The 17191-nt window shown below is 65.5% G+C and carries 18 protein-coding genes and 1 pseudogene; 7 read left to right on the top strand and 12 right to left on the bottom strand.

Features of this window, described 5'->3' with window-relative positions:
• Positions 1–167: 167 nt before the first annotated feature.
• Positions 168–836 carry a hypothetical protein gene (locus tag ABZV93_RS06550; protein ID WP_354931433.1) on the bottom strand — a complete coding sequence of 223 codons (669 nt, stop codon included), beginning with the start codon at positions 834–836 and terminating at the stop codon, positions 168–170.
• A gap of 60 nt (positions 837–896) precedes the next feature.
• On the opposite strand from ABZV93_RS06550, the gene ABZV93_RS06545 reads away from it, so the two are divergent.
• Positions 897–1121 (top strand): hypothetical protein, encoded by a 225-nt coding sequence (locus ABZV93_RS06545; protein ID WP_354931430.1) that lies wholly within the window; start codon positions 897–899, stop codon positions 1119–1121.
• Here the strand turns inward: ABZV93_RS06545 and ABZV93_RS06540 are convergent.
• Together ABZV93_RS06540 and ABZV93_RS06535 are read right to left on the bottom strand one after the other, a co-directional pair.
• Positions 1108–1848 (bottom strand): hypothetical protein, encoded by a 741-nt coding sequence (locus ABZV93_RS06540; RefSeq protein WP_354931427.1) that lies wholly within the window; start codon positions 1846–1848, stop codon positions 1108–1110. The two genes, ABZV93_RS06545 and ABZV93_RS06540, sit on opposite strands and share 14 nt — an antisense overlap.
• 649 nt (positions 1849–2497) lie before the next feature.
• Positions 2498–3226 (bottom strand): helix-turn-helix domain-containing protein, encoded by a 729-nt coding sequence (locus tag ABZV93_RS06535; protein ID WP_354931424.1) that lies wholly within the window; start codon positions 3224–3226, stop codon positions 2498–2500.
• Between the two features lie 75 nt (positions 3227–3301).
• On the opposite strand from ABZV93_RS06535, the gene ABZV93_RS06530 reads away from it, so the two are divergent.
• On the top strand, positions 3302–4057 hold the full coding sequence (locus ABZV93_RS06530; RefSeq protein ID WP_354931422.1) for a DUF899 family protein: 756 nt from the start codon (positions 3302–3304) through the stop codon (positions 4055–4057).
• 279 nt (positions 4058–4336) lie between these two features.
• Here ABZV93_RS06530 and ABZV93_RS06525 read toward each other — a convergent pair whose 3' ends face one another.
• Positions 4337–5305: a hypothetical protein gene (locus tag ABZV93_RS06525; RefSeq protein WP_354931419.1), complete on the bottom strand. Its 969-nt coding sequence runs from the start codon at positions 5303–5305 to the stop codon at positions 4337–4339.
• Positions 5306–5522: 217 nt separating this feature from the next.
• Positions 5523–7646: an ABC transporter substrate-binding protein gene (locus ABZV93_RS06520; RefSeq protein WP_354931417.1), complete on the bottom strand. Its 2124-nt coding sequence runs from the start codon at positions 7644–7646 to the stop codon at positions 5523–5525.
• 503 nt (positions 7647–8149) lie between these two features.
• Between ABZV93_RS06520 and ABZV93_RS06515 the strand changes: the two are divergent.
• A pseudogene (locus tag ABZV93_RS06515) lies at positions 8150–8251 on the top strand (IS3 family transposase); the annotation flags it as partial.
• Positions 8252–8344: 93 nt separating this feature from the next.
• Here the strand turns inward: ABZV93_RS06515 and ABZV93_RS06510 are convergent.
• From ABZV93_RS06510 to ABZV93_RS06495, 4 genes are all read right to left on the bottom strand, one after another.
• On the bottom strand, positions 8345–9160 hold the full coding sequence (locus tag ABZV93_RS06510; RefSeq protein ID WP_354931414.1) for a family 1 encapsulin nanocompartment shell protein: 816 nt from the start codon (positions 9158–9160) through the stop codon (positions 8345–8347).
• Positions 9157–10194: a Dyp-type peroxidase gene (locus ABZV93_RS06505; protein WP_354931412.1), complete on the bottom strand. Its 1038-nt coding sequence runs from the start codon at positions 10192–10194 to the stop codon at positions 9157–9159. The genes ABZV93_RS06510 and ABZV93_RS06505 overlap by 4 nt, the downstream gene beginning before the upstream one ends.
• Before the next feature lie 15 nt (positions 10195–10209).
• The gene (locus ABZV93_RS06500) at positions 10210–10458 is read right to left on the bottom strand and encodes a hypothetical protein (protein ID WP_354931409.1); all 249 of its coding nucleotides are present in this window, start codon (positions 10456–10458) and stop codon (positions 10210–10212) included.
• 433 nt (positions 10459–10891) lie between these two features.
• Positions 10892–11209 carry a hypothetical protein gene (locus ABZV93_RS06495; protein ID WP_354932591.1) on the bottom strand — a complete coding sequence of 106 codons (318 nt, stop codon included), beginning with the start codon at positions 11207–11209 and terminating at the stop codon, positions 10892–10894.
• Between the two features lie 264 nt (positions 11210–11473).
• On the opposite strand from ABZV93_RS06495, the gene ABZV93_RS06490 reads away from it, so the two are divergent.
• From ABZV93_RS06490 to ABZV93_RS06480, 3 genes are all read left to right on the top strand, one after another.
• A complete protein-coding gene (locus ABZV93_RS06490; protein WP_354931406.1) occupies positions 11474–12283 on the top strand; it encodes a helix-turn-helix domain-containing protein in 810 nt (269 codons plus the stop codon).
• A gap of 806 nt (positions 12284–13089) precedes the next feature.
• On the top strand, positions 13090–13359 hold the full coding sequence (locus ABZV93_RS06485; protein WP_354931403.1) for a hypothetical protein: 270 nt from the start codon (positions 13090–13092) through the stop codon (positions 13357–13359).
• 85 nt (positions 13360–13444) lie between these two features.
• A complete protein-coding gene (locus ABZV93_RS06480; protein WP_354931400.1) occupies positions 13445–15274 on the top strand; it encodes a glycoside hydrolase family 15 protein in 1830 nt (609 codons plus the stop codon).
• Between the two features lie 112 nt (positions 15275–15386).
• Here the strand turns inward: ABZV93_RS06480 and ABZV93_RS06475 are convergent, their stop codons facing one another.
• The 3 genes from ABZV93_RS06475 to ABZV93_RS06465 are packed head-to-tail and all read right to left on the bottom strand — an operon-like array spanning position 15387 to position 16300.
• Positions 15387–15620, bottom strand: a complete 234-nt coding sequence (locus tag ABZV93_RS06475; protein WP_354931397.1) for an MBL fold metallo-hydrolase — start codon at positions 15618–15620, stop codon at positions 15387–15389.
• A 13-nt stretch (positions 15621–15633) separates the two neighbouring features.
• Positions 15634–16116: an NADPH-dependent FMN reductase gene (locus ABZV93_RS06470; RefSeq protein ID WP_354931394.1), complete on the bottom strand. Its 483-nt coding sequence runs from the start codon at positions 16114–16116 to the stop codon at positions 15634–15636.
• Positions 16117–16123: 7 nt separating this feature from the next.
• A complete protein-coding gene (locus ABZV93_RS06465) occupies positions 16124–16300 on the bottom strand; it encodes a hypothetical protein (RefSeq protein WP_354931391.1) in 177 nt (58 codons plus the stop codon).
• A gap of 273 nt (positions 16301–16573) precedes the next feature.
• Here ABZV93_RS06465 and ABZV93_RS06460 point away from each other — a divergent pair, with 273 nt between their 5' ends.
• Positions 16574–17119 (top strand): SDR family NAD(P)-dependent oxidoreductase, encoded by a 546-nt coding sequence (locus tag ABZV93_RS06460; RefSeq protein ID WP_354931388.1) that lies wholly within the window; start codon positions 16574–16576, stop codon positions 17117–17119.
• Positions 17120–17191 lie beyond the last annotated feature (72 nt).

Below are 17191 nucleotides of genomic sequence, written 5' to 3'. Positions count from 1 at the left end.
GCGCCGGCCGACCGGGCGCCGAAGGCGCGGAGGGAGGGCCGGCGCCGTCAGGCGGGCGCGCGGCGGCCCGTGGCCGCCCTTTGAAGACGTGAGGAAAGTCTTCACCGATCACTGACACGCACTGCGGGCGGTGTTTCCATCGCGCAGACGAGGATCGCCGACATGCTTCAGACGATGCCGCCCACCCTTGGAGCTAGACCGCGCTGCGCAACCTGGAGCACCTCGACTGGTGACCGCTCGTCGGCGTGCTCGATCAGCACAAGGGGCCAACCATTACGGCGAACCGCGTCGAGGGTCACCGCACGCTCCCGCTGGAGATACCTCACCGCCGACGCGAAGTCGGTTACCGGAGGACTGACCTCGTACCGGCCAAGTTTGTCGACGTACCAGTCCAGCCACTTGTCGTCTTCTCTTGCTGCTGCTCGGGACAATCCGATCTCAGCGCGCCCGTCGAGAAAGACCATCACGGGAGAGAGCGGTGCGAGCACCTCGGTGAGATCGGTCATGAACGCGTCGATCGTCTCGTCGGGGTAGTTCATGGCCAGCAGCGTCGGGACGAACGGTACCAAGGCGTCTGCGACCACGACATCATCGCCGCTCTCCAGAACCGCCGACACGAACTCGGCGGACGCGGCCATCAACGTCTCCACGTCGACGGTGCCGGTCACCCGGAACATGTCGGCCACGACACCGAACTGCGGCCGGGTGAGGATCTCCTCTTCACGGAAGTGGTCCACCTTCAGGCCCGCGTCGGCCAGCCAAAAGGACAGGCCCGCACACAGCGTCGACTTGCCCATGCCGGCCGATGCTCCCCACACCGCGATCAGCGTCGCCACGGCCTCAAGGCTAGACCGTCTCCGGTGCCGCGCATAAGGTCGGCGCCAAGTGCGGTGACGATGACCTCGCAGACGTCGTCCACGGTCGCGGTCGTCGCCAGTTCCTGTGTCGCTCGCGCCGTAGATCTGCTCGTCGGACTCGGCCCAGCCCTCCCCATTGATTGTGAACGGCGACAGGGCCAGTACCAGGTCGAACTGATCGTCATCGCCAACATCCATCAACTGGCTGTGCTGACTCCCTTGGGAGAGTCCGCGCCGATCGGAGCCGAGGTCATTTGCTGGTGAGCTTGAACAGGGCCATGCCGGTTAGGCCGATGGTGAACCAGATCGGCGTGAGGCTGGGGCCGTTGCGTTCGAGAAACCTGATCGCGTCAGGGACCATGATCTCGGCCACCGCGGTGATTAGGAAGCCCCCGCTGGCCGCGATCAGCGTCAAGATGATGGTCTCGGACTGATTCTTTAGCACCAGGTTGCCGAGTAGTACGCAAACGGCGATGATCGCGAAGAAGATCGCGGTCAGTAATCGACGCCTATTGGGGGCCATCCCCTGAGCCTTGGCGGTTGCGATGGCGACAAAAGCCAGTGGTGCTTGAGCTATGGCCATCCCGGTCGCCAGAAGTAGTCCAGTGGCTAGATTCAGGGCCGCACCGATGCCGATGACGACGGCATCGATGAGGAAGTCACCAATGACACCCACGAACAGGCCGGCCGAGTTGGTAGACGCCTCGCCCTTCCCGCGTCTGGCCGTGTGCCATGCCGAGGCGTAATCAAAGAGCACAAACAAGGCGCTTCCCACAAAGAACGCGAGCACGACTCGACCCAGCGGCAAGCCCCTTACTGCCGGCGGGAGCAGGTCAACGAAAACGATGGCGACCAGTACGCCGGCGGCGAGTTGCAGTGCACTGCTCACGACGCGGTTGGACAGCGTAAGCAGCTCGGCCAGGACGGCCCCTACCCCGGTGATTGCTGCCGCCAACCCAGCGATCCCGAGGACCGGCAATACACTGCCCACGGGACGTGGCTACCCGGATCACAGGCCCACAGAACGTGACACCGTGCCCGTACGCCCGCGACTCCAGGCCCTTCGCTCGGACGTGAAGAACCACCCAATGTAGAAGTTGGTGCCCTTGCGCCGAGGGCGGGAAGCGCTCGGCGCGTGATCCTCCCAAGGTCCCCCTACGTTGGGACGGCCTTCGGTGGGCCAGCCATCCTCGATGAACACCTTCTCGACTGCTCGCCGGCTCGACTCGACGTTCCGGGTTATGAGGTCGAACGCTCTGACCGCCCCTGCAGCTTCAGCCAACGCGCGACCATTCTTACGGCACGACTCGCTGATCCTCGCGGCCATGGGGCCGAGGAAGGCTCCCACCCCGCACGCAGGTTCCACTGCGATGAGAGACGCAAGGTCATGGTCCGTAGTAAACCGAGCCAGATCCAAGATCATCTCGATTTCGCGCTGGGACGCGAGCACAAGTACCGCACCGTCACCGTGCACGTGTCCGATACGACCCTGGCCATCGAACTCCCCGACGCCGACACCCGGCTCGTGCGCCGGACCACCACCCAGCCAGTCCGTAGCATCAAGGCACAGCGGCCACGGACCGCTGACACCTCAGTTCCTAGGCCACGTGTCGCACATCAGCTGATTAGACATGCGCGGATCAATTCTTGGGCGCCCTCTGGCGGCTATCCGTTCTCCGTACCTGGCTTGGCCTGCCGTTTGGGTGGTGATCTATGGAGCTTGGGATGCGCGTGCTCGTGACGAGACGGCGTACGACCTCAGGATCACCGGTGATGACGGCGCCGGTTGCTATGAGCCCGGCCAGGTCATCGCGGGCGAAGGCGGCGATGAGGGCATCCGTTGCGGTGATCAAGGCGGCGTCCGGCTGGTCGGGCGGCTTGTGGGCGACGTCGGCACCGGCTGGCGTGAGGTGGACGCCGAATATGCCGGCAGGGCCGTGGTCGCGTAGTTCGATCCGGAGCTTCTCCTCGGGCTGTTCCGGTGTCGGCTCGAAGTAGGTGCGGATGCTCAGCATGGCGCTGTCCGCGCTCACGAAGAGCTGTTCTGCGGTCGGCGGGGCGGCAAGCGCCCAGGTGCCAAGCGTGATCACGATCGGCTCCAGGCCTCGCCCCCACGCGGTCAGCTCGTAGACCCACACATTGCCTGGCGAAGGCAGCTGCTGCCGGCGTAGGACGCCTGCGTCGGTCAGCTCGCGCAGCCGGTCGGTCAGTGCGTTCGGGCTGGCGGTCGGGAGCGCCTGTTGGAGGTCGGTGAACCGTTTCGGCCCGAGCAGCAGCTCGCGTACCACGAGCAGCGCCCAGCGTTCCCCCACGATGTCGAGCCCGCGCGCGACACCGCACGCCTGCCGATAGCCCCGCTGAGTCGGCATCGAGCACCTCCCTTCCGAACTTGCTAAATCATAGCATGCACTATTAGCCTCATAGCTTCTACCGAGGAGGAATCCATGACCATGCCATCGGCGCCCGCGCTCACCGACCGCGAGACCTGGCAGAAGCAACTCGACAATCTCCGGGTCCGAGAGAAGGCGCACACGCGTGAGGGCGACGCCATCGCCGCGGCGCGCCGGCGGCTGCCGATGGTCGAGGTCGACCCGTCCACACAGCTGGTCGGTCCCGGCGGGCGGGTGCCCCTACTCGACGTCTTCGAGGGGAGGACCCAGCTGTTGGCGTCGTACCACATGTGGCACACCGGCAGCCCGGCCGCCGACCAGTGCGAGGGCTGCACGTTTTTTACCGGCCAGGTGCTCGAGTTGTCCTACCTGCACTCGCGCGACGTCACGTTCGCGGTCTTCTGCCAAGGCCCGTACGAGGAGTCGTCTCGCTACCGCGACTTCATGGGCTGGCAGGCACCCTGGTACTCGGTGCCCGGGGAGTCGCTCGACTCCCTGGCGGCTGGGCGCGCGTTCGGGATGAAGGTCTGCTACCTGCGTCAGGGCGACCGGGTGTTCGAGACCTACTGGACCACCGGGCGGGGCGTTGAGGCGATGGCGCCCTCGTACGGCCTGCTCGACATGACCGTCTACGGCCGGCAGGAGGAGTGGGAGGACTCCCCGGAAGGCTGGCCCCAGCGCTTCCGGACCGACGGCGACCAGTTCCGACTCGACGGCCGGCCCACATCACAGTGGTCGCGCCTCGCCGCCGGACGCGATGACGACCTGGGCGCCACCGGACCCATCGGGACCGAGCGCTGCTGCCACTAAGGCTCGACGCCTGCCGCCGGCGCAGGCCTAACCCATCGGCCCGGCGGAGCCCGGCCATCGAACTTCCCGACGCCGACACCCGGCTCGCGCGCCAGACCTCCACCCAGCCAGTCCGTAGCATCAGGGCACAGCGGCCACGGACCGCTGACACCTCGGTTTTCTAGGCCACGTGTCGCACATCAGCTGGCAGACATGTGTCGCGGATCAACTGTCGGCTCACAAGAGCTGAGCCACACCACTGAGTTGGGACACCTGCACTGGCGACGCGACGCTGTGTCGTTAGACGATGGGGGCGGTGGCTCGACGCATCCAGCTTCGTGGGTCGTCCTCGCGTAGATCATGGAGCGCCGCTACGTAGGCTGGGGTGAGGTCGGCACCTGGGTCGTCGAAGGTGAGGCTCATGCCTGCCCAGCCCAGAATGCTGTGCACCCACGAAAGACGAAGATCCTGCAGGCGACGTTCGTCGAGGCCGCCGGGCGCCCAACCGTCGATGAACGCGTCCACCAGTGACGTCGGGTCGGCGGCCCCGAACCGCAGCAGTACCTCCAACGCGGTCGCTGCCTGGGAGCAGGACGGCGCGGCGCCGAGGCTGGGCCAGTCGATCAGTAGGAACGTTCCGTTCGGGGCGCCGAGCAGTTCTCCACCCCACCCTCCGAACGAGGTCGGCGGTCGCCGAATTTGCTCCCCGACCTGATCGACGAACTCACGTACCCACTGCGGGCAGTCAGGGCGAGCGGCGAGGTTGTGGTAGTGAGGCTCCGACCACCGCGTGGCCTCCTCAATCGTCTGCTCTGGGCTGTTGGCTCGCGGCACCGTACGCCAGTTGAGCCTCTCGACCCGCCGTGTACAGTCGCCGAACCAGTGCGCCATCTCCACCGCGCGCGAACGGTCGTTCGCCCACATCTGCGCCATCGCCTGGTTCGCCAACTGCGGGCCGTCCACCTCGCGGGTGACATGGAAGTCCAACCCCAGACCTGGTAGGTCCTCGCTGGTGTACTCGAACTCCAGTACCTCCGGAACTCCCATGGACCGCAAGCCCGGGAAAGCTCCCAACTCCCGCCACACGGCACGGATTCCGGGCCTTGCCAGCTTCAGCACCCGCGGCGCACGTTCGGAAGCGAAAGTTAGCCGGAACACATCGGCGTCGTCGGACGGGATCCACTCGATGCCGGCCACGTCGCTGTAGAGGGCACAAGCAACCTCACGTGCCCCGGCCTTGTTCGGCGTCCGCTGCCGGCGATCAACCATCGGCGCACGTTACCAAGAACAACCCGGCAGTGATCCTCGCACCGGCAGATCGCTCAGCGGCCACGCGGGGCGACGGCGGGGGGGATCTGCACCCTCGATGTCGGTCCGAGCGCTTGGCGCCCACTGGTACCGCACATCGTGGACAGATCCCAGAGAAGCTCCTCTTGAGAAATCGGCGTCGTCCGGTAACGACCGGCAGGGTCGACTGCCTTCCTGGTCAGCTGTGCTGGTCCGGGTTGGCCCAGAAGTATGCCTCCGGGTCGTAGACCGCAGGTGACGGATGCTGCCACGGATTGACGAAGCCCCCGAGGGCGAGGTTTTCCTTCCGCGGGACGTTGCGCAGGTCCTTGTGCGCAAGGACCAACTGGGGGGTGTTGGCCACCGTACCCATGAAGAACGGGCCGTCCGTGACGTGGATCTTGTCGATCTCCCAGGCCAGCTGCCGACGCTTCACCGCGTCAGGTTCCAGCTTGCTCTGGTCGTAGAGCTTCCACATCTTCGCGATCGGCCCCTTCGGGTCCGGCTCCATCCGCGGTGGTGTGCGCTTGAACGGGTCGACGTCGCGCTGTTCGTGCTCCTGAGGCGTTCCGCGTAGGGCGAAGTACTGCCCTTCGAGCGGTGCCCACCGAGTCGGCTCGATGGGAAGGAGCCAAGCCGGCTGTGCGAAGTGGTCCGGCCCGTTGCCCACCTCCCAGGCCGCCTGGGAATCCAGCGATCCGGACGCCCACTCGTCACCGAACGCGTCGGGCGGAATCGGGTTCAGCGTCACTGTCAGACCGATCGCCTCCCAGTCCCGCTTGAGCAGGTTGTTCTTCTGCTGGTGGTCCTTGGTGGTGTCGGCGGGAAAGTCGACACGGATCTTCAACTTGGTTCCGTCGGGCATCTCTCGCTTGCCGTCTGAATCCTTGTCGACAACGCCGATCTGGTCGAGCAGCGCCTTCGCCTTCTCCGGGTCGTACTTGACGAACGAGTCCCGCCAGTCGTGATAGACCTTCCTGCCCTGATCGTTGACCTGGTACTCGACCGCCTTCGGGCTCAGGGTTCCGGTCGTCTGCTGGCCGGTGTTGAAGTAGATCGACTTCTGCATCTCGTCCCGCTTGGTGGCCAGCGACAGGGCCTGGCGGAACTTGGGTTCGCGGATCAGTTTCCGCATGGGGGCGTCTTTGTGGTCGTAGTTGAAGAAGAACATCGACCCGGTTCCGCTGCCGCCGTCCCACAACAAGACGTCGAGGCCGCTGCGCTGTTCGGCCTTCTTGAACCCGGAGATGTCGGCAAGGGTAAGTCCGTTGAACGGCCCGTGGACGTAGTCGAGTTTGCCCTCCTGCATCTGCAGGCGTGCCACCTCGGGGTCTTCGACCACGGAGAACGTCAACGTGTCGATGTTGGGAAGTTGACGACCGTCCTTGTCGATGCACCAGTAGTACGGGTTTCGTTCCCAGATCGCCTGACGACCGTCCCGGTAGGACTTGAGGCACCAACCGGTCATCGTCGGAGACTGCGGGTTGGAGGAGTAGTCCCGCTTCTTCTCGAACTCACCGTCAGCGCTGGCCCAGTTCTTCGACACCGCCTTGTTGTAACGAGGGTGGAACTGCTTCAGGTAGTGCTTGGGTTCCATCCAGGTCGTGCCGTTACCGCGGTTGACGTAGCCGGCCAGTCGAGCGGCGGTCAGTGGAGCGGGCGCGTCGAACTTCATCACCAACGTGCGCTCGTCCGGGGCCGTGAGCTTCATGATCGTGCCCTTGCCGGACTTTGCCTCGTCGGGAGGAATATCGGGGTGCTCCTCGTTGAGCACCATGTCCTCCCACCAGAACATGATGTCCGCGGTGGTCCACGGCTGGCCGTCCGACCACTTCAGGCCCGACCGGAAGTGCAGCGTCCACTCGGAGGCGTCGGCGTTGGACTCCCAGCTCGCGACCAGGCCGGGCACGATGTCCAGGCCGTCGTTGACGAACCGGAGCAGGGAGTGACCGTACATGTACTGCCGGATCTGCAGGTCGTTCGCGGTGGGCACCGCGAGCAGCAGGTTGCCGCCGTACTTCCCAGGCTCCAGCCAACGATGAGGTACGACGTACGGCTCCTGCGGAAGTCGCTTTTCCAGCGCCGGAAGGTCACCGGACTTGACACGCGCCGCGAGCGTCGGTGACTCCTGGAACTTCGCGGGCGCCGGCAGCGGCTTGGTCTCCGAACCCTTCCCCGAGCCTCCCCTCGCCTTTGCGCCAGGCTTGGCACCGCTGCCGCCGGACCCACTACTCGACGAACAGGCGCCGAGCGTCACCGCACCGGCAGTGAGTGCCGATCCGTAGAGGAACGTCCTCCGGTCCAGTCCACCGCTTCTTGCCATGTTCGACACTTCCTTCTGCTCGAGTCGACCCGACACCATCTCCACATCGGCCTGAAATTTCGAGCCGCAACGCCTACCTGGCGGAGGATCCGGTCCAGGATCGGCCACTGCCACCGCTTCCCTGTCCGGCATGCGGACGCTCGCAGCGGCGTATCAAGGACGTTTTGCGCATGATCGTCTGGCTCAACGGATCCTTCAGTCCCGGCAAGAGTCGCCGGCTGGTAGCACAGACAGCGATACCAGTCATGCGTTGTGTAGGTGCACACTCGTGATCCTGCAGACTGGCGGCTATCAGACCTCGTTGCCGTGGTTGTGTACGCTGCGGCGCGGCGCAGGACGGACCTGCCGTCTACGCACGCGAGCCGGAAGGGCGCAGAGCGCAAGGGAAGCGCCTGATGCACTCGCGATTCCGACCAGCCGCGGGCGCACAGGGGCACCACGGTGCCCGGTGAGCAGACAGAACCGGTCCCGGACCTGATCGGTCGGGATTTCACCGCGGCCCGCCCGGGCAGCGGCTGGTCGGTGACATCACCTACCTCAAGACCTGGCAGGGCTGGCTGTACCTGGCCACCGTGATCGACCTGGCGACCCGGATGGTGGTAGGTGCAACGGATCAAGGCTTGGATCGACGCAGACTACCCACGCTGACGGCACGCGTCACCGAACTGTGAGCGGCAGCAGCACGTCCATCTCGGCGGTCACCCGGAGGTGAGCGGGACGCTGGCCTCGGCCGTCAAGGCCAGGAACGCGAACGACTCCTCGAGATACAGCTGGACAGTGTTCGTGTCGTGGGACAGATACCCGATCGACACCTCCTGCCCCAGGTGCAGCTCGAAGTCACCACCGCGCGTCGACACCAACAGGCCACCCTCGAGGGCGGGCGCCCATACGATCTGCCCGTCCCCGAGCAACCGTGCCAGATGGTCGAGGATCGGGTAGCCGTGGTCGGTGGTCTCCGCTACCGATGTGTATGCCTCGGCCGACAGCAGCAAGCTGTACGGCCCGGCGACACCCGCCAGCCGTAGCGCGCTGATCGCCCGCGCCACAGCGTCCGGCGTCTCCGGTACGTCCGCGGGCAACAGGTGTGCAGGGTTGGAGCTCAACGGCGCGATTCCCACGATCCCTGCCGCGTCCAACCCGGCCACGATCGCGCGGTCCTCCGCGTACGCGATCTGCTGCGCGGCGTCCTTCACGGGCTGCCAGTCGGAGTCCTTCGCGCCGCGCTCGACGTCGTCCACGGCCTGTCGAGAGACTGTGAACGGAACGCGTAGTTCGATCGCAGGCTGCGCCAGCCTCTGGTGCACGACCACGCCGTCGGGCAGCCCGCCGCCCGGTGCATCGACGGCCCGGACGTGCCCAGTGCCAACCGCCGCCAGCGCCGGCCCGGTCGGGCCGACCACGTCCACGACCCGGCGGCCGGCGACGTTCCGGATGAACGTTCGACGGGCCTCGGCCTCGATGGCGGTCCATGCGGCGTCGGAGATCGGCGCGAGTTCGCGGTGCAGGTTCTTCATGAGCTGGCTCTCCCTTTCAGGCTGCCGACGTCCAATGAGCCATCGACGCCTGCCGGCGTACCGTCGGCGGCGGCGAGGTGGGGCGGGTCGGATGCGGGCGGGTCGGAGAGGAAATCCGCGGTGGGCACGAAGAACAGGTTTCCGGTCACAGCCACCGAGAAGTCCAGGATCCGGTCGTAGTTGCCGGCCGGGTTCCCGATGAACATGTTCCTCAGCATCTGCTCAATCACCTCGGGCGTGGAGGCGTATCCGATGAAATAGGTGCCGAACTCCCCGGCACCGAGTGAACCGAACGGCATGTTGTCGCGGACGATCTTCCGCTCTGTCCCGTCCGGGTCGGTGATCGTGTTCGCAGCCACGTGGGAGTTGGACGGTTTCACCTCGTCCGGAAGTTCGATATCGCTCAGCTTGTGGCGGCCGATCACCCGCTCCTGCTCCTCCACCGGCAGCGCGTCCCAGGCGGTCAGGTCGTGGAGGTACTTCTGCACGATGACGTAGCTGCTCCCCGCGAACCGGGGATCCTCCTGCCCGACCTGCACCGCGTCCACCGCGTCCGCGCCACCTGGGTTCTCCGTTCCGTCGACGAAACCCAGCAGGTCGCGTTCGTCGAAATACCGGAAACCGTGCACCTCGTCGACGACCTCGACCCGTCCGGCCAGCCTGATCATCAGCTGCCGGGCGAGCTCGAAACACAGATCCATCCGCCGCGCGCGCACGTGGAACAGCAGGTCACCAGGAGTCGACACCGCCGCGTGCTTGCTCCCGCTCAGCGCCCGGAAGGTATGCAGGCCCTTCGGCCGGGGCAGGACGTACAGCCGATCCCACGCGTCCGCGCCGATACCCACCACACAGCTCAGGCCGTCCTCCGGCTGCCGGAACCCGACCGCCCGGACCAACCCGGCGACGTCGGCGAACAGATCGAGCACCTCAGCCTCGGCGCCAGGGCACACCGTCACCACGAGGAAGATCGCCGCCCTCGCCGGCGGCTGCAGGACCTCCTGTGGCGTGCCCTGGGTTGTGCACTGCAAACTCATCGACCCTCGTCTCATTCAATTGGCCCGACGCCAGCCAGTCTGGTGCGCCAGTGTCAGGCCCAGCGAGAAATCCGGGCGCGCCATTGCCGCGACGATCGAGCGCAGGTTCTGCTCAACCGAGCGGTGCAGGTCATCCAACGGGACCAACCGACCACTGCGATAAAGCTCGATCCGATCGAGAATCGCGCCGTACGCGTCATCTGTCAGCCAGGGCAGCCGCGCCCGCGCCCACTCCGTCAACTCGGCCAGCCCCGCCCGACTCATGCACACCGACCTCCGGAAAGGGCCACCAGTCCCCCGCCGTTCCCGCCGACCCACTCGACAACAACCACAGGATGCCCGGCCCGAAGCAGATTGGTACCGGCATTCCGGCCCTCCCAGCGACCCTCTGTGGGGTCGGACATCGCGGCCGTCCGGGCAATGACCACCGTCTAATGCTGGCGGGGATCTGCCAGCGGTTTCGTATCGGGTCGCCGTGGGATCTGCCAGAGTTCGCCGCCTGCCGTTACCTACGTTTCAGGGGAACGATCCGAAGCGGATGCTCGGCCCCGGCCTTGTCGAGATGCTCGATCACTCGGCCGAGCTGGCGACACGTCCGCTCGATCGCGAGTCGTGCGTTGTTGCGTCGGCTGATCGCCGCAGCGAACAACAGGGAGCCGAGCACCAGGGAGTCGTACTCGCCGAGAAAGTCGGCGGCCTACTCGAGTACAACGACAGCCCTGAAGCATTGGAGTACTTCCAGAGCCGTGGCGACCTTGCCGATCGTCGGACGAATGTGCTTCTCGATCTTTCCGACGTAGCCGACCCGCGTCGTGCGTTCGAGCTCGACCATCTCCAGCCAGCGGTCGAGCAGCTGGTTCACGGTCGCCCGGGTCCGCGGGTTCCGTCGCTCGTCAACCTGGGCGAGAAGCTGCGTGCGGACCTTCTCCGCCTGCCGCACCGCATCCCGGCCAGCAGCAACCGTCCGGCGAAGGTAGTGAGGACGCTTCGTCACAGGATCGACGCCTGCATACACATGCACCCGGTAGCCCCCCGCTCGGGAGCTCCTCGATGTTTCCCCGCTGGCGTCGTTGACGACCCGTCGCACGTGGCATGACGCGGAGTCCGGGCCGCTTATGGCACGAACCATGCCACGCTGGTGATCGGCGTGTTGTTACTGATGAGGGCTTAGGACCGCTGACCTGCGGTGATGAGGGGAGCCGCCTGTGGTGTTGTGTTTCAGGACATCGGAATGGCGTGTCTCAAGACATGCGAATAGGCGGCGGCTGAGTGTCGGTCGATGTCGAAGGCGCGTCTTGTGATCACCGCTGTCGTTGTCGAGGGCCGTAGTCAAAGCGCGGTGGCGCGGACCTACGGCGTGTCTCAAAGCTGGGTGAGCCGGCTCGTGACCCGCTACCGGGCAGAGGGGCAGGCGGCGTTCGAGCCGCGATCGCGGCGGCCGAAGACCTCACCGAACGCGGCACCGGCGGCCACGGTGGAGTTGATCGTGCGGCTGCGTAAGGAGCTGGCCGAGCAGGGTCTGGACGCCGGCCCGGCGACGATCTGCTGGCACCTTCGCCACCACCACGGTGTGCGGGTCTCACCCGCCACGGTCAGCCGCTACCTGGCCAGGCGGGGGACGGTCGTGCCTGCCCCGAATAACGCTCGCTGTGGGTGTGTACAGCTTCCAGGGAGAGAACCTGACGAGCTACTCACAGATATCGGCCGCAAGCACGATCAGCCTGCTACCGGTCATCGTCGTTTTCCTCCTACTCCAGCGATACTTCGTCGAAGGCGTCGCCGGTGCAGTCAAGCAGTGAGCCGACTCGTCCCGACAGCCTTGGCAAGGACGCTGGTGGGGCCGCGCCGGCAGCACACTGGCGATGAGGTCGCGAACCTCCGGCGAAAGTATTCCGGCGCGTACAGGTCGATCACGCAGCAAGGCCGCCGTACGAACGCGCGGCGCCCATCCGCCGTCCAAGCGGATCACCGACCTCACCTGGTGCTGTCGACGATCGCTCGGAGTGCCGCGAGGTGCCTGTCGGAGGCGGCCCGGCCGGCTCTGGTGAGCCGGAGCCCTAGCGCGGCGAACTGCGCTGAAGAGGCATAGCACATACCTCAGATTCGAGGCTCCTCTGCCATCGGTCGGCGCCGCCTGCGGTGGCCGTCCGATGGCAGAGGGGTCGGCACCAGGCCGGAGTGAGGACCAGGGGTCCAGGGAGCAGCGCCCCGGATAGTCCTCGGCCCGAGATACCCTGAACCGCTCGTGCGACCGTCAGTGGCAGCGTGAGCGGCACCTTGAACTCGTAAGAGCGTGCCGCCGAGGCGGCGCACCCTCCGGCCATATCTACGGCCACGTGGCTCAGACGGTAGGAGGCGGAATCTACCTGATGCCATCCCTGGCACGCACTCGCCAGCGACAACCTGCTGGGCCCATGCCCGAAGGCCGGGCTGCCGGTCGTGGTACGACATGTCACCCATTAACGGCTGTGGCTGTCGCTTTCGGGCAAGGCAATGAACCGGGTCTCGACCCGCTGGCAGGGGTAGGCATGAATTCGGGCAAACCCGGCAACCGCATTGCTTCATAGCTTCCGCGGTAGCGTCGATTGGGGGAACTCGCCGACTACGTGGTGCTCGTCGACCGGCGTCCCTTCGAGCGGCACGGGCGGCCGTACGTCGCGACTGCCACCTCGCCGGCCCCCAGGCACCACGCCAGTGACGCCGCCAGTTGAAGCATGATCGGCACTCGGAGGGGTGGGTGGCGAACATGGCTACGGAACAACGCACGAGGATGACAAGAGACAACACCGCGGTCCTGCTGATCGATCACCAGACAGGCCTCTTCACCGGTGTGCGGGACATCGGTGTGGCTGAGCTCAAGCACAATGTCGTGGGATTGCCGGGCTCTCATTCGAGGTGTGCGCGTCGCTCCCGGCGATCGCGGCGCAGGCGGACGGCTATCAGCCGGTGGTCGCCATCGACGCCTGCGGAACCTTCAGCCACCACAAGCGCGAAGCTGGCCTTGCGCGCCTGACAGTCCTAGGGATAGAGGTGTCTGACTACGCCACCCTCGTGGTCGAGATCATGGCAGACAACGCCGATCCTCGTGCCAACGATGTCTATGCCGCGCTCGACATGCCCTTCGCGACGCTGATGGGGCAGGTGGCGGCGGGCTATGGGAAATGACCGACGAGCCGGCTCGTAGGACAACATTCCACCAAAGCCCGTTTGGCACCTGCCGCGACCGAGTTTTCCAAAAGGGAGGACAGCGATGGCAACCTTCGTGAGCGATTCCCGTGCCACCGCAGATTATCTTCCGATTGCCGACCATGGCGTGATCGGCGACCTGCGTACGTGTGCGCTGGTTGGTACGGACGGGACGATCGACTGGTATTGCTGCCCACGCTTCGATTCGCCCAGCGTATTCGCCTCGATCCTCGATGCTCGACGCGGAGGAAGGTTCGCGCTGCATCCAGAAGAGCCGATCACTTCCAAGCAGCTGTATTTTCCGGACACCAATATCTTGATCACCCGCTTCTTCACGGCCGGCGGTGTGGCCGAGGTTCAGGACTTCATGCCCATCATGGGGGACGTCAGGGAGGTGGAGCGGCACCGGCTGGTTCGCCGTGTCGTGTGCACGCGGGGCAGCGTGCCCTTCGTGGTCGAGGTTGCGCCCCGTTTCGACTACGGGCGCGAGCAGCACAAGCTTCGTTTCGAAGGCGGGCACGCCATCTTCGAGGGGGAGTCGCTGACTCTGGCGCTGTCAGCCACGGTCCAGCTGGACCAATCCGATCAGGACGTCACCGCACGGTTCGTGTTGCGTGAAGGCGAGACCGCACCCTTCGTCCTTGACAGGCTGACCAGCAGCACCGTGCCGCGCGTCTGCCCCACGCGGGAGGCCGAGATGTTGTTTCGTCAGACCGTGCAGTTCTGGCGGAGTTGGCTCGCCCAATCACGCTACACCGGGCGCTGGCGGGAGGTCGTACACCGCTCTGCACTGGTGCTGAAACTGCTGACCTACGCCCCTACAGGAGCTATCGTCGCGGCGGCGACGACGAGTCTTCCGGAGAAGTTCGGAGGAGAACGCAACTGGGACTACCGCCATACCTGGCTCAGAGACGCCGCGTTCTCGGTCTACGCATTGCTCCGCCTCGGGTTCACCCAGGAGGCGCAGGCATTCATGGGCTGGCTCGGCGACCGGCTTCGAGACCATCGCGGTCCGGGGGCCGAGCCACTGCAGATCATGTACGGCATCGACGGGCGCGCAGACCTGCCAGAGTCAGAACTAACTCATCTGCAGGGTTACCGCGGGTCAGCACCGGTCCGCATCGGGAACAGTGCCGCCGCACAGCGCCAGCTTGACATCTACGGTGAACTCATCGATTCGGTCTACCTCTACAACAAGTACGGTGAGCCGATCGGGATCGACCTCTGGGACGATCTCACCAGAACCGTCGACTGGCTCTGCGAGCACTGGGACCAAGCCGACGAGGGAATCTGGGAGACCCGCGGAGGACCCAAGCATTTTACGTACACCCGCGTGCTGTCATGGGTGGCGATCGAACGCGCGATCAGAATCGCCCGGCAGCGCGGCCTCCCGGCCAACGAGCCCCACTGGGCGAGGCAGCGCGACGCGATCTACCGGCAGGTTCTGTCCAATGGTTGGTCGGGAGAACGGCAGGCATTCGTTCAACACTATGAGGACGATGTGCTCGACGCGTCGCTGCTCATCATGCCGCTGGTCAAGTTCGTCGCCCCCACGGACTCTCGCTGGCTGGCCACGCTGGATGCCATCTCCAGCGACCTGGTCTCGGATTCGCTCGTGTACCGCTACGATCCCGATGCCAGCCCGGATGGTCTGCGCGGACATGAAGGCACCATGTCGCTGTGTAGCTTCTGGTACGTCGAGGCGCTCGCCCGAGCCGGAAGAGTCGAAGACGCCCGCCTGGTGTTCGACAAGATGCTCACCTACGCCAATCACCTCGGCCTGTACTCCGAACAGATCGGCGCCACCGGCGAACAGCTCGGCAACTTCCCACAAGCCTTCACCCACCTTGCGCTGATCAGCGCCGCGTACAACCTCGACCGCGCCCTCAAATAGCCCTTCGGACAGCTGACCCCGCTGCGCAGAGAGCAAGACACTGCGTGTTGCGTCCTCACCACCACGCTGCAGCACCCGGCGGCGACTGTCCCGTGCGCGGGGCTCGTCCTCGTCAAAGCTGGGGCCAATCGTCCGGCTCCACGATCTGCAGTGGGCTGTGCAGCAGATCCCCGGCGAACGCCGCCCGGGCCGAGCCCGACCGCAGCCATACGACCGAGGAGCCGGGCGTATGGCCGGGGGCAGGCTCGATGCGGAGCCGGGCATCGACGGTGTAGTGGTCGCCCTCCCACAGCACAGTCTGCCCGGACCGGTGCACAGTCAGTAGGAAGTACGCCGATGGATCCATCGGTCGGCCTGCGTCATCGTGACTCCACCCGGTCGATTGCCGGGTCGGGGTGCTCGCCGAGGAACTCCACCCAGGCTCGCTTGATGCACGGGTAGTGGGTTGATGCCTCGACGAGGTCCATGAAGTTGGCGATCGTGGACTCGAACCGGGCGCGCAGTTGGTCGTTGGTGAGGTATCCGTGGTCGTCGAAGGCGTTGTGCGCCCGGGCGAGGGAGAACATGTCCGGGTAGACGCGGGTGCCGAGGTGCTCGAGCGGGACCCGCAGCGCCCACAGCCCTCGGTTGCCGCCAACCATCGACGGTGAAGCCGAGAGCAGTAGGCAGTGGCGCTCGTTGAACGGCTGGGGCCGACTTCGGGACACCCAGTCGATCAGGTTCTTGAGGAGTCCGGGCACGGAGGCGTTGTGCTCTGGTGACGCGATGACGAACGCGTCGCACATCTCCAGCCGATGGCGAAACTCCTCCGCGCCGGGCGGGAGGCCGTCGGCCAGCTCCACGTCTGCGTTATAGGACGGTGTCGAAGTCGGACATCGAGCCCAGATCGACGTCACCGCCCTTCGCCTTGATGACCTCGCCGGCCAGGCTCGCCAAGGCGGTGTTGAACGAACCTGATCGCAGTGAGGACGAGAACACCAAGAACCGCAGCGACCCCGCCGGTCCTCCACGCTCGGTTTCACTCATGGTCGACTCCTCGGTGGCGGTGGTCATGGACCGCCATTCCAAACTAGACCGGGGTTGGCATGGCGACGACTCCATTGATCGGCCGTGACACAGAGCTTGGCCACCAGGGGTGCGTGGACCAGATAACGGTATGCCCGCCTTCGTTGGCCTTGGGCCTTGTGCGGCGCCGCCCCCAATTACGTTGATCAGCCTTAGCCCCTGCTTCTGGAGGACCGAGGGCTCGGGTCGCCCCGTTGGGTGGGGGACACCGTGGAAACCTGGGGAGGGATATGTATGGGTCTGCTGGACGGGAAGGTGGCTGTGATCACCGGTGGTTCGGAGGGGATCGGCGCGGCCACTGCTCGACGTTTTGCATCCGAAGGGGCGACCGTCTTTGTCACCGCCAGACGTCCGGCTGAGCTGGACCTCGTGGTGAAGGCGATCAACGCGGAGCACGACGGCGGGCAAGCTGTCGCGGTGCAAGGCGACGTGTCAGTTCTTGAAGATCTTGATCGGCTCTATACGCAGGTCAAAGAGCAAGGCGGCCGTATCGACGTGCTGTTCGCCAACGCTGGCGTAGGCGAGTTCGCGCGGCTGGAAGATATCACCGAGGAACACTTCGACCGAATCTTCGCCGTCAACGTCAAGGGGCTTCTGTTCACGGTACAAAAGGCGCTGCCGCTGCTGTCGGACGGCGCCTCGGTCATCCTGACGTCATCCATAGCCGCCTCCAAGGGAGTGGCAAGTACGAGCGTGTACAGCGCGACGAAAGCCGCGGTACGAAACTTCGCCCGTACCTGGTCCGCCGAGCTCGCGGTGTCGCCGCCTCCTGAAGACTGACCCCCTGGGGTTCTCCGAAAGTTGACCCCCTCCTGAGTCTTGGAGGGTGTTGAAAGTGGAGGACTGGGCGGA

The sequence above is a fragment of the Actinopolymorpha sp. NPDC004070 genome (assembly GCF_040610475.1).
GTDB lineage: Bacteria > Actinomycetota > Actinomycetes > Propionibacteriales > Actinopolymorphaceae > Actinopolymorpha.
The sequence above is the reverse complement of the archived record's forward strand: the minus strand, read 5'-3'. Positions and strand labels throughout refer to the sequence as shown.

Bases quoted from the DNA above. Each gene is read 5' to 3' on its own strand.
- ABZV93_RS06545 (WP_354931430.1), top strand. From the start codon at position 897: ATGACCTCGCAGACGTCGTCCACGGTCGCGGTCGTCGCCAGTTCCTGT.
- ABZV93_RS06535 (WP_354931424.1), bottom strand. From the start codon at position 3,226: ATGCCGACTCAGCGGGGCTATCGGCAGGCGTGCGGTGTCGCGCGCGGG.
- ABZV93_RS06530 (WP_354931422.1), top strand. From the start codon at position 3,302: ATGACCATGCCATCGGCGCCCGCGCTCACCGACCGCGAGACCTGGCAG.
- ABZV93_RS06525 (WP_354931419.1), bottom strand. From the start codon at position 5,305: ATGGTTGATCGCCGGCAGCGGACGCCGAACAAGGCCGGGGCACGTGAG.
- ABZV93_RS06520 (WP_354931417.1), bottom strand. From the start codon at position 7,646: ATGGCAAGAAGCGGTGGACTGGACCGGAGGACGTTCCTCTACGGATCG.
- ABZV93_RS06510 (WP_354931414.1), bottom strand. From the start codon at position 9,160: ATGAAGAACCTGCACCGCGAACTCGCGCCGATCTCCGACGCCGCATGG.
- ABZV93_RS06505 (WP_354931412.1), bottom strand. From the start codon at position 10,194: ATGAGTTTGCAGTGCACAACCCAGGGCACGCCACAGGAGGTCCTGCAG.
- ABZV93_RS06500 (WP_354931409.1), bottom strand. From the start codon at position 10,458: ATGAGTCGGGCGGGGCTGGCCGAGTTGACGGAGTGGGCGCGGGCGCGG.
- ABZV93_RS06490 (WP_354931406.1), top strand. From the start codon at position 11,474: ATGTCGAAGGCGCGTCTTGTGATCACCGCTGTCGTTGTCGAGGGCCGT.
- ABZV93_RS06480 (WP_354931400.1), top strand. From the start codon at position 13,445: ATGGCAACCTTCGTGAGCGATTCCCGTGCCACCGCAGATTATCTTCCG.
- ABZV93_RS06475 (WP_354931397.1), bottom strand. From the start codon at position 15,620: ATGGATCCATCGGCGTACTTCCTACTGACTGTGCACCGGTCCGGGCAG.
- ABZV93_RS06465 (WP_354931391.1), bottom strand. From the start codon at position 16,300: ATGAGTGAAACCGAGCGTGGAGGACCGGCGGGGTCGCTGCGGTTCTTG.
- ABZV93_RS06460 (WP_354931388.1), top strand. From the start codon at position 16,574: ATGGGTCTGCTGGACGGGAAGGTGGCTGTGATCACCGGTGGTTCGGAG.